The sequence below is a fragment of the Lysinibacillus sp. fls2-241-R2A-57 genome (assembly GCF_030209535.1).
GTDB lineage: Bacteria > Bacillota > Bacilli > Bacillales_A > Planococcaceae > Lysinibacillus.
Genome location: NZ_JARVRU010000150.1, coordinates 17,313 through 28,640 on the forward strand (window position 1 = coordinate 17,313; position 11,328 = coordinate 28,640).

The following is an 11,328-nucleotide window of genomic DNA, read 5'->3' on the forward strand; positions in this document are numbered from 1 at the left end:
GACTATATGAAAAATGTGAAAATATTATTAGCAAGTTTAGCGGGTTCGATCATTGAGTGGTACGATTTTTATTTGTATGGGACTGCAACGGGATTAGTTTTTACTACATTATTTTTCCCATCGTCAAATCCAGCAATCTCAATTTTAATTGCTTTTGCTACGTTTGGGGCTGGATATGCAGCACGTCCAATAGGCAGTATAATTTTTGGACATATGGGTGACCGTGTCGGTAGAAAAGCCTCGCTCATGCTTACTTTAATAGGGATGGGCGGTAGTTCCTTTTTGATAGGTTTATTACCAACCTACGCACAAGTGGGGTTACTCGCGCCAACGCTTTTAGTTTTTTTGCGACTCATTCAAGGAATTGCCCTTGGGGGAGAATGGGGTGGTGCGGTGTTACTAGCAACAGAATCAGCTACGGAAGGTGTACGCGGTTTTTTTGGTTCCATTCCACAGCTTGGTGTACCCATCGGTTTAGTGTTAGGAACATTTAGTTTCACGCTTATTTCTTCTTTAACGACAGAAGCGCAATTTATGGCCTGGGGATGGCGCTTACCATTTCTTTTTAGCGCTGTTTTAATTGTTTTAGCCATTTGGATTCGAAGCGGAATAGAAGAAACACCTGAATTTAAACGCAAAAAGGACAATGGTGAATTAGCTAAATTACCAATTGTCCAAGTATTTAAATATAACAAAAAAGATATTTTCCGCATTATTGGATTAAAAATTGGAGACGGATTCTTTAATGTATTTTTAATGTCCTTCATTTTAGTGTATGCGACTACGTATATAGGCTATCCAAGGGATGTCGCATTATTGGCTCTGACGATAAGTTGTGCCACAATGATTGTAACGATTCCGCTTGTTGGGTATTTCTCAGATTTTATTGGACGTAAGAAAATTTATATTGGTGGCCTGGTTACGATGTTACTTCTAGCCATTCCATATTTCATCATGATCCCGATTAATTCAACCTATTTCTTTATTATGCAAGTCGTTTTACTTGGTGTCGTATGGGCAGCTATTTTTGCGACTCAAGGTACGTTTTTCTCTGAATTATTCCCAGCGAATGTTCGATATACAGGGTTATCCTTTGGCTATCAAATCGCTGCAGCCATCGTCGGTTTCGGACCAATGCTATGGACATCTTTAGCAACAGAATATGGGGCATCACCCTATTTATTTGGTCCATTAATGATAGCGGGCCTCCTTCTATCATTGCTACTTGCTGTATTTGCACCTGATACACGGACAATCACTCAATATGAAGAATCTGCTGAGAAAGTACAAGAAGATGAACTTATTTCAGAGGTTCAAGTAGAAGTAGCAACCTCGACAAAGTAGAGGCAACTGACTAATCGCAAAAACATAAAAACAGGGTTCTCCTTTTTGAATAGGAGAACCCTGTTTGTTATTAGTTTAAGCCTTGGCTATCTTTCCACTCTAAGAATTCATCATAAGTTAATAGTTTATCTAAGATTGTGCCGTCTTCACGGATTTCGATGACACGGTTCGCAATTGTTTGGATGAACTGATGGTCATGTGATGTGAAGAGCATCGCACCTTTGAAGCGCATAAGTCCTTCATTTAGTGCTTGAATAGATTCAAGGTCAAGGTGGTTCGTTGGTTCATCTAGTAAAACAACGTTTGCTGTAGCAAGCATCATTTTAGATAGCATACAACGTACTTTTTCTCCCCCTGAAAGTACAGAAGGGGATTTTTTTACTTCCTCACCAGAGAATAACATACGACCTAAGAAGCCGCGTAAGAAGCTTTCTGTTTCATCATCAGGAGAATATTGGCGTAACCATTCCACTAATGATTTCTCTGAACCTTCGAAGTATTTATCGTGATCATTTTCAAAGTAACTTTGAGAAGTTGTTACGCCCCATTTGAACGTACCAGCATCTGCTTTTCTTTCATCCATTAAAATATCAAGAAGAGCCGTTTTGGCCATTGGATTACCAAGTAAAATGATTTTATCTTCTTTATTCATTGAAAAGCGAATATCTTTAAATAGTGTTTCGCCTTCATTGCTTGCTGTAAGACCTTCCACTGTTAACACATCATTACCGATCTCACGTCCAGTTTGGAAGTTAATGAATGGATATTTTCGGCTAGAAGGTTTAATGTCGTCAAGCTCGATTTTATCCAACATTTTCTTACGAGAAGTCGCTTGGCTAGATTTCGAAGCGTTCGCAGAGAAACGAGCAACGAATGCTTGTAGCTCTTTAATCTTTTCTTCTTTCTTCTTGTTTTGGTCTGCCATCATTTTTTGTGCTAATTGGCTAGACTCATACCAGAAGTCATAGTTACCAACATATAATTGGATTTTAGAGAAGTCTAAATCCGCGATATGCGTACACACTTTATTTAAGAAGTGACGGTCATGGGATACGACAATAACTGTATTTTCAAAGTTAATTAAGAATTCTTCTAACCATTGGATTGCTTTTAAGTCAAGGTGGTTGGTAGGCTCATCTAGCAATAGAACGTCTGGTTTACCAAATAGAGCTTGTGCTAATAATACTTTGACTTTGTCAGAACCTTCAAGGTCAGCCATTAGCATATAGTGAAGTTCGTCGCCAATTCCTAACCCGTTTAATAATGTTGCTGCTTCTGAGTCAGCTTCCCAACCATTTAGGTCAGCGAATTCACCTTCTAATTCAGCAGCACGCATGCCATCCTCATCAGAAAAGTCTTCTTTTGCGTAGATAGCGTCTTTTTCAGCTTTTACTTCCCAAAGACGTTTGTTCCCCATAACAACTGTATCTAATACATTATATTCATCGTATTCAAAGTGGTTTTGTTTAAGGACTGATAAACGTTCGTCCTTACCCATTGATACATGACCTTCTTGTGCTTCAATTTCACCAGAAAGAATTTTTAAAAATGTTGATTTACCAGCCCCATTTGCCCCGATTAAACCGTAGCAATTTCCCGGTGTGAATTTTATATTTACGTCTTCAAATAGTTTACGATCGCCATAGCGAAGACCTACATTACTTACTTGAATCATGCAAGTTCCTCCTTTTTTTCACAATGTACCTAGTATATCATGAAATATGTTCCATAGTCTATAAACATTATTAAATCAACGTTTGGGGTTCTGAGTTGTTAGATGTTTGAGTGGAATAGGAGAGTGGGGATAAATAAGTTGCGGAAAAAGATAAGATTTTTTAAACGTTTCTGGGGTAAAGAATAGGTAAGTAAATGAAATTGATTTATCACTACTTTATCAGGTATGTTGATTAACCATTTTTATCCACCTTAATTAAATTAGAAGGAACTGATTTCCGCTACGGGCTACTCGCTTTGTCGCTGTCGCGTCGCTTTCGCACAGGGCAAGGCTTCCTGCAAGCGAGCGTCAAGTAGCCCTACGCTACAAGCTCTTCATCATAACATGTGGTTGATTCTTTGATAGAAAGAGCTTGGTTTCGATAAAAACCCAAATAGTTTCGATAAAATGAGATTTTGTTTCGATAAAAACCCAAATAGTTTCGATAAAATGAGATTTTGTTTCGATAAATCTTCAAAGTATTCCTATAAAACGAACGAAAGTAGCTTAGCGATTCTGTTTTGGGGCTCGATACTAAATAGTAACAAGAAAAACCCTTTCATCGATCAATAATAAACCTATTTTTTCCTAATCAACACGCCTACTAATTTATTACCTTTTAACATTTCGTTCAAAGGAAAGATTACGAGCAGCTAAAAAAGAATACTATGATTTCCAAGATAAAGGTCTGTAATTTTTTTGAACAATTAGAATGAAGTGGGCTCATCACCAAAAGTTGTGGATGACATTTTTTAAAATATATGTGCTGTATATTAGTTGATTGGAGTGGAGGCTGGGCGACTCCTTGGGGATCAGCGTCACAGATGAGACCCTGGAGCGAGCAACGCGAGTGAAGCGGCTCATCGGACGCCCCCAGGAAAGCGCCCAGTCGGAACGGAAATCAACCACACGTTTTGGTGAAGAGCCAGAAAGTGTTTTATGTAAATGCGACAATATTGAATCGGTTGAGCATAAAACTTCATACTAAATGAGAGTTATTTGATAGCATTGTAAAACTTTAAAAATACAAAATTAATAGATAAGGACTGCATCTATATTTTTAGTGCAGTCCGTTTTAATTTTGTCGATTGAAACATAGAGTTTAGTTGATAACATGCCAATATATGCTATAATTTTCCTAAATAAACTCTATCAAACTCTAATATAATAGTAATATTAGCTACTTATTTTATTGGGGGGGTGATTGAATATGAACCAAAAGGAGGATGAAGATATGTATAATGTAATGAGCAAAGAAAAACTTGAAGTAAACAAAGTTTCCGCGTATATAGTCAATGCTCCTGAATGCCATTTCGGAAATTCAATAGACGACAATGTGAAACTTCAAAACCTTCTCACGTTTGCTAACTTAATTCATTACGCTCAACATAATTATTTCCTATTTGAAAATGATATGTTTGCATCTAAAAATGGCATCTTTGTAGAAGATGTTAGAACTCCTTATCATACTAATTTTAATGGATATATGAATTCTTTACAATCATACTCTACCGATTTTACAGAAAATCAGTTGAATTCAATAAACATGAGTATTTCTATATTCAATAAGCTTAGTGCTAAAGAACTTTCTGAGATACAACATGAGTTAGCGACATGGCAAGTTTGTTATGAGAATTTTCTAGTTGGAAAAGGCTATGAGAAAAAACTAGGTAAAATTGATCGCAACAACATTAGATTAGAAGATATTGAAAAGATAAGAAAAATGATCAATAGTTACAATGAAAATAACGAAAAAGATTACTCTTTTGAAAAAGTAAATGGAATTACTTTTTATTATGAGGAGTCTGAAATACCTGTAAGCAAAGAAGATATTTTAGAATACCTTGCATTAGTTTCAGAAAGTGAAGTAAATGGCGAAGACGACACATTCTTTTTAGCATTCGATATTGATCAAGGATTATATCACTATTAGTGTAGGTATCGGTTTTCTTCTCCGATTACCTTTCGCTGACAATGGCGTTCTATCAAATAAGAGAACGTTTTTGGTAATTGGAGAAGAAAACAACTTTTTGTTAATGTTGAATGTAAGTACATCTAGAGGTAAAGAGCATAAGTTACTGTTTGAATCGAATGAAGAGATTATAAAATATAATCCACCTTTTGCTTATAAATCTTTTGTAAAATTTGATGCATTATATAAGGTAGAAAAATGTACAACTTTAAATAAATTCATTTTACGTAGAGGACAATCATTAGATACTGATGAATTAAATAGACTGACCATTCTATACGCAAACTACGCAGAAAATAATGAGGTTATAGAATCTGTTACCACATCAGAAGAGTTGGATAATTATTTATCCATATAACACCAAATGAAAAGAAGAAGTTGAGTGATTATTTCACTTTAATATGGTACCTGTAGTTAGGCCACTTGAAAAAGAGTGTTTTATCTACAGGTATTTTTACTTGAAATTCAAGATATAAGGACAAGGGGACAATATCAGAGGTGAAAATACTTCAAAAGAATCCTAATGTTAAACGTGTTAGCGAAAGGACTATTACATATACTGATGCCTTTAAAAATAAATTTATGGATGAGAATCTATTTGGTAAACTCCCCCGACAAATTTTTATGGAGAACAACTTTGATGTGGATGTTTTAGGGATGAAACAAATTGAACAATCAGCCCATAGGTGAAAAAGCTTATGAAAAGAATGGATTAATTGAGTGAGCTTACTGATTCAAGGAAAATGGGTTCTGGCAGACCATTAAAACGAGAACTTACATCATCCGAAATAATTGAACGACAGGAAGCCAGATTTAAGCTACTGGAGGGGCAAGTAGAAACTCCGAGCGAGCATTCAAGCCTAACTAGGTGTGGCTTTTTATCTGAATGAAATGGTGTGGAATGAGTATTAGATAATCTATTTTAATGGAGGTGATAGAGATTGAACAAGAAGGAGGATGATGAAATGTTAGAAGTCAAAGAAAAAATCGAAGCAAAAAAAGTTAGACTGAGTATTAAAAACATCGAAATTATCAAAGAACTAGCATCAAAACAAGAACCCCTTATAGTGGAAAATGGCATTGCTAAAATAGATTCTTCTCACCCTGATTATGAATTTTGGATGGAGGATTAATTGAGTTATGAAGGTTGGAGATATATACAAGATTGACTTTCCTTTTGAACAAGGACAAGGCAGTAAATATCGTCCTGTCCTTGTTTTTATTCTAATTACTGAAAATTCGGAATTTATTGCTTTGAAAATAATGTCTACTCCAAGATCATTTAATAGAGTTAAAATAGATAACTGGAAAGAAGCTAATTTAAGTAACGAGTCTTATGTCCAATTAGACAATTTTAAAAGAGTTAAGTTTAATAAGAGTTCTAATTATGTTGGCACTTTAAATTTCGATGACTATAATAAAATAGTTTCTGAATTTAATAAGTTCCATGAGCACGTAACTGTTCAGAAATAATATCCATAAGACTTATATTTATACAGAAGCTGTTTTTCCCTTTCATTTGGAAGGGTTTTTTATTTGAAAACATATTCTTACATAAAATAATAAAGAGGGAGGGATTTAGAGTAATTAGCTAGTAGGCATACTTCCTGAAATACCTTAGAAAATAGATTGAAACTATTTACCTCATTTCTACACACTTAAACTTATACATAAACGAGCGGTTCGGAATCAGTTTTTGGCGCTAGCTGATCACTATTTCGGCATACCTGAGTGGTTCGGTGTGACACCCGATCAGTTTTTCGGTATACCCGAGCGGTTCGGAGTGTTACCTGATCAGTTTTTCGGTATACCCGAGCGGATTTGGTCGTTACCCGATCACTTTTTCTCCACCCAAATCCTGCCCCAATAAGTTCTTCCAAGACAAGCACCCGAAAATCTTCGATATAGCTAAATGCACAGCACTTTTCTAATCCAATTCTGCGTTACTCGATAAAACACCATGAAATATATTCCTTAGTCTATAAATATTATTGAATCAACGTTTATCGTAAAATTAAGGATTTGTCCTAGTTTCTTGTAAAATGTTACTGAATCCGCCAATTTTGGAAATATTTTATGTATAATGAATGTGAAGGAGGGGAATTTTAACAAAAGTCTGACTGTAGTGGTAAATGGATTGGCTTGTGAAAAATGGCTGAGTTACTTCATTTCGAAATACATATAGTTGTAATTATAAGTATTTTTACATTATTTTCAAGCAGACGCAAAAAGAAAGTTTACAAGATTGTATATAATAGGGAGGATAAAATGAGACTAAAAACAATCGCAGCATTATTCATTATGTTACTTTTAGCATTTAATTTTGAGGTAGCTGATGCGAGCACATTTAAAGAAGTTAAAATTATTACAAGCTCATCAATTGAAGTATATGAAAAACCCGATACGTCCTCTAAAGTAGTAGGAACTGTAACAGAAGGAACACTTGTAACACAAATTAGCGAGGGACATAATGTTTCATTTTCACGTATATCCTATCTAAATAATGATGGGAAAATAATAGAGGGCTATATATCAGATGTTGCACTGGATGATGCTCTTTACGGTATTCAGATAGCTAGTTCTAAAAGTGGTTTGGTAGTGAAACAAACACCATCATTGAAAGGAAAAACAGTTGCGACTCTACAACATAAAATGGTTGTGAAAGACTTCGGTTCAGTTGGAAACGGTTGGTCATTAGTGCAATACGGTAATGTCGTTGGTTATGCGACTTCAAGTTTTATGAGTGAATCAAAACCAACAACTAAATATGTATTAACAGAGGGTCTTGTTGTTAGAAATATCGCTAGTCCTTCTGGAGATAATATCGGAGAACTTTCGAAAAACGAAGAAGTTTTAGTTCATTCTACAATTGCTGGATGGTCATTTGTAACAACTCCACTGTACGGAGGTTATGTACTAGATTCACATTTAACTTCTCAAAATCCGTTTGCTAAAACTAGTAAAGGGTCAAGTAGCTCATCAAAACCTTCAAACGGAAGTAAGTCAAAATATAAAAATTGTACAGAGCTTCGTAAAGATTATCCAAATGGAGTAGGTAGCGATCACCCAGCTTATGAAAAAAAGCATGATCGTGATGACGATGGATGGGCTTGTGAAAGATAGATAAATGCTGGGGCATAACTGGCTAAAACCTTAAAAGCGCGAGAAATCAATTTTAGAAACGTTGATTTCTCGCGTTTTTCTGATGAGTAAAATTTTTTATTCGTTAAAAGTAAAGTTTGTGGAATAGTTAATCTACTTCTAAAACGAAGGCATAGAAAGCGTCGCCATGAGATAAATTCGCTTCCTTTTCATCCATCCACCAAACGCCATAAGAATAATAATAAACTCCAGGTTGTGTAGGCGCGGTAAATCGATTGTCTGTAACGATGACTTCAGTTTCCTTGTTATTACTTATTTGTACAACATGAAATTTATTCGGTTTTGGTTCATAGTCCATCACAAAAGTTATATTTTCACCAGATTTAACTTTTATAGGCTTTTTACCTTCTAATAGTTCAACTGGTCCAGCAGTATCAACGCATTCACTTTTACCATCCCCTTGCCAACAATAAGTACCGAGTTTAGTTTCAAATTTTTTATTATCAATCTCAATATAGGCATTCGGAGGCTTTCCTACTGCCAATTCATTAGTATTTGAACACCCCATTAAGGTAAATCCAAAAAGAGCTACTACATATAAAAAATATTTCTTCATGCAAATCCCTCCTTTATATATAGACGGACTCGTTAATACTAAGTTACAAACAATTTTCATATTTATGGAACTTATGGTTTTTTTATCAGCTCGAACAGTTGCAAAATGTATCCAGATGTATGAAATGAATAATAGTTTTTCAATCAGCACTATTAAATATATGATTTTCTTCGATAAATACTAAGCGTCAAGCCGATAGCAACGCTTCCAAGTAGCATTGGGAAAAGACCATAGCTAATAAATGGGATTGGCATTGACATGAGGGGGACAAGTCCAAAGAGCATCAATATTTGGTATACAATTTGCGTTGTTAAAAAGGCAAGCCCACCTATCATTAATAAACGACCATATTCGTTTTGAATGATGCGTAATGTGTGTGCAATACGATAAATGATGAAGCCAAGAATACCTACAACGATGACACCTGCAATAATCCCATACGTTTGTAAAATCGTGAGTAATACTAAATCAGTATGCGCTCCACCAGCAAACGGTTGATTGCTAGTGCCAAACCAGGCAAGCTGTTTCATCACACTTGAGAGAAGTAATACATTCGGATTATCTTCTAAACCTGGTGTATAGATAGTCTGCATTCGTGAAAGCTGGTACGGTTTTAATGGTGCCAACATTAAGTAGCTGATTAATGCTACAAATAGGAAACTAAATGCTACGGTAACTGTTAGCTTTTGCTTGCGAGAAAAGCTACTAGCATAAAATAATGTCGCTATAATCGCTGTATACGTACATAATAGTGAAATATCTGACAATCGCATGTAGTAGTATGCACCGATAAAATAAAGAATGAGTAGCAACCATAGTGATTTTTTTTGTTTAGCGAAAAACCCAGCAAACGCAATTAAAAAGAGAGGCAACGTCATCCAACCTTTTAGTTCAAGGGGACCTGCTTTAAAAAAGGTCACACCATTAATCATTCCATTACCATTTAAGATAATAAGAAATAAAAGACATGCAAGTACATAAATAAGCGTGGAATAGCGTTCAAGCTTGCGAAAATCGAGTCGCATGAATAAAATCGCCACCGCAATGCCCCCAATAACAATTACGACATTACGGATGATAAAATCTCGTAACGCGAGTTCAGCAGGCAGGAGCGGTAAGAAGCTACACATTGCTGCCAGCACAAATGGAATAACGAGTAGCCAATCGATTTTCGGTTGATGAATCTGATTAAGTGAGACACCGAGATTTGTAGCATTGCCCATTTCATGCACAGCCTGTTGTTCCGCATCAATATCGCTATAGCCCTTTTTCTGCCAAGCCTGCTTTGATTTCGCTAAATGATACGTCAACTCCTTTTCAACAGCATCATGCGCATCCTTGTTACGAATATGTCCCTTAACATGTTGAATAAATTCTTTAATCGTTCGCATAGCACATCTCCTTCAGTAATTGCTGAAGAGAAGGGAGCTTTTCTGTTTCTTTATTAAGTTTTGTCAGCAGTTTAATGCCCTTATGTGAAAGAACATAACGCTTTTCGTTCTCGTGCCACTCGCTTACGACAAGTTGCTGCTGCTCAAGGCGATGCAGCGATGCATAAATCATCCCTTCATTGAAATGAACTACGTCTTTGTTTTTTGTATAAAGTAGTTGTGTAATCTCATAACCTGTGCGCATCGTTTGTAGCAGCGGTAACAGCACCTGATCCGAAAGTTCCTCGTGCATACCTTTGCGCACAGCTTCTCGATGCTTTTCTGTAAATTGCACTTTTTGAAATTGATTTTTCATGGCTTGTTTAAAACGTGTTTCCGTCAAATGGATTCCCTCCTAACGCTTTTTGTAATAAAGCTCGAGCCTTACGAAGTCTTGTTTTCACCGTATTTTTATTCAAAGATAAAATGCTGGCAATCTCCTGAATCGAGTACTCCTCAAAATAATAAAAGTAAATAAGTTCACGATATTTTACGGGGAGTGCCATCACGAGGTCAATCAGCGCATCATCTTCACTATGTTGAACGACCTGTTCTAGTAAATCACCAGTTTCCAATGTTTCCGCTAACACATTTGTTTCGATAACATCGACGTTTTTCTTGTACCAGCTCTTTATATAGTCCTTTGAATGATTGATGGCAATACGCCACAACCATGTCTTCAAACTTGATTTACCCTGGTAGCTTGAAAGGGCCTTATAGCACTTAATAAAAATCTCTTGCGTTAAATCCTCTGCAAGTGCAGCATCATGTACATATGTATAAACAAGCTGTAACACCTCTTGACCATAATCTGTCATAAGCTCTTCGATTACCTGATCTCGTGATAATCCGCTTACTTGCATTGTTTCTTCCATCTTCATCCCTCCTTACCTGTTCATTCATTAGACGATTGCCAAATAGTACCGGTTTTATTTTTGCAAAAATCCAGGTGTGTTGATTAACCATTTTTATCCACCCTAATTAAATAGAAGGATCTGATTTCCGCTACGGACTACTCGCTTTGTTGCGAGCGAGTAGCCCTACGCTACAAACTCTTCATCATAAAATGTGGTTGATTTCTTTGATAGAAAGAGTTTGGTTTCGATAAAAGCCCAAATAGTTTCGATAAAATGAGATTTTGTTTCGATAA

General features: G+C 36.0%; 13 protein-coding genes. 8 read left to right on the top strand and 5 right to left on the bottom strand.

Translation table 11 applies throughout. The features are described 5' to 3' along the window. The first annotated feature begins 6 nt into the window (after positions 1-6). Positions 7-1,344, top strand: coding sequence for an MFS transporter (locus QRN68_RS20690; RefSeq protein ID WP_285398883.1), 1,338 nt, complete (start codon positions 7-9; stop codon positions 1,342-1,344). A gap of 70 nt (positions 1,345-1,414) precedes the next feature. Here QRN68_RS20690 and QRN68_RS20695 read toward each other — a convergent pair whose 3' ends face one another. Then, entirely contained in the window at positions 1,415-3,019 is a 1,605-nt protein-coding gene (locus QRN68_RS20695) for an ABC-F family ATP-binding cassette domain-containing protein (protein ID WP_068984202.1), read from the bottom strand. Between the two features lie 844 nt (positions 3,020-3,863). Here QRN68_RS20695 and QRN68_RS20700 point away from each other — a divergent pair. The 7 genes from QRN68_RS20700 to QRN68_RS20730 all read left to right on the top strand — a co-directional run bounded on the left by QRN68_RS20700 (position 3,864) and on the right by QRN68_RS20730 (position 8,153). Next, positions 3,864-4,046, top strand: a complete 183-nt coding sequence (locus QRN68_RS20700; protein WP_285398885.1) for a hypothetical protein — start codon at positions 3,864-3,866, stop codon at positions 4,044-4,046. A gap of 222 nt (positions 4,047-4,268) precedes the next feature. Continuing rightward, positions 4,269-4,991 carry a hypothetical protein gene (locus QRN68_RS20705; protein ID WP_285398887.1) on the top strand — a complete coding sequence of 241 codons (723 nt, stop codon included), beginning with the start codon at positions 4,269-4,271 and terminating at the stop codon, positions 4,989-4,991. 70 nt (positions 4,992-5,061) lie between these two features. Then, on the top strand, positions 5,062-5,388 hold the full coding sequence (locus QRN68_RS20710) for a hypothetical protein (protein WP_285398889.1): 327 nt from the start codon (positions 5,062-5,064) through the stop codon (positions 5,386-5,388). A gap of 140 nt (positions 5,389-5,528) precedes the next feature. Further along, positions 5,529-5,720 carry an HTH domain-containing protein gene (locus tag QRN68_RS20715; RefSeq protein WP_285398891.1) on the top strand — a complete coding sequence of 64 codons (192 nt, stop codon included), beginning with the start codon at positions 5,529-5,531 and terminating at the stop codon, positions 5,718-5,720. Positions 5,721-5,995: 275 nt separating this feature from the next. Next, positions 5,996-6,163: a hypothetical protein gene (locus QRN68_RS20720; protein WP_285398893.1), complete on the top strand. Its 168-nt coding sequence runs from the start codon at positions 5,996-5,998 to the stop codon at positions 6,161-6,163. A 7-nt stretch (positions 6,164-6,170) separates the two neighbouring features. Next, the gene (locus QRN68_RS20725) at positions 6,171-6,503 is read left to right on the top strand and encodes a type II toxin-antitoxin system PemK/MazF family toxin (RefSeq protein WP_285398894.1); all 333 of its coding nucleotides are present in this window, start codon (positions 6,171-6,173) and stop codon (positions 6,501-6,503) included. A gap of 795 nt (positions 6,504-7,298) precedes the next feature. Continuing rightward, positions 7,299-8,153, top strand: a complete 855-nt coding sequence (locus QRN68_RS20730; RefSeq protein ID WP_285398896.1) for an excalibur calcium-binding domain-containing protein — start codon at positions 7,299-7,301, stop codon at positions 8,151-8,153. Positions 8,154-8,280: 127 nt separating this feature from the next. Here QRN68_RS20730 and QRN68_RS20735 read toward each other — a convergent pair whose 3' ends face one another. From QRN68_RS20735 to QRN68_RS20750, 4 genes are all read right to left on the bottom strand, one after another. Then, positions 8,281-8,748, bottom strand: coding sequence for a S24/S26 family peptidase (locus QRN68_RS20735; protein ID WP_285398897.1), 468 nt, complete (start codon positions 8,746-8,748; stop codon positions 8,281-8,283). Between the two features lie 152 nt (positions 8,749-8,900). Further along, a complete protein-coding gene (locus QRN68_RS20740; RefSeq protein ID WP_285398898.1) occupies positions 8,901-10,139 on the bottom strand; it encodes an FtsW/RodA/SpoVE family cell cycle protein in 1,239 nt (412 codons plus the stop codon). Continuing rightward, complete coding sequence (locus QRN68_RS20745; protein ID WP_285398899.1) at positions 10,126-10,521, bottom strand: helix-turn-helix transcriptional regulator; 396 nt, start codon at positions 10,519-10,521, stop codon at positions 10,126-10,128. The genes QRN68_RS20740 and QRN68_RS20745 overlap by 14 nt, the downstream gene beginning before the upstream one ends. Continuing rightward, positions 10,502-11,053: a sigma-70 family RNA polymerase sigma factor gene (locus QRN68_RS20750; protein WP_285398900.1), complete on the bottom strand. Its 552-nt coding sequence runs from the start codon at positions 11,051-11,053 to the stop codon at positions 10,502-10,504. The genes QRN68_RS20745 and QRN68_RS20750 overlap by 20 nt, the downstream gene beginning before the upstream one ends. Between the last annotated feature and the right edge of the window lie 275 nt (positions 11,054-11,328).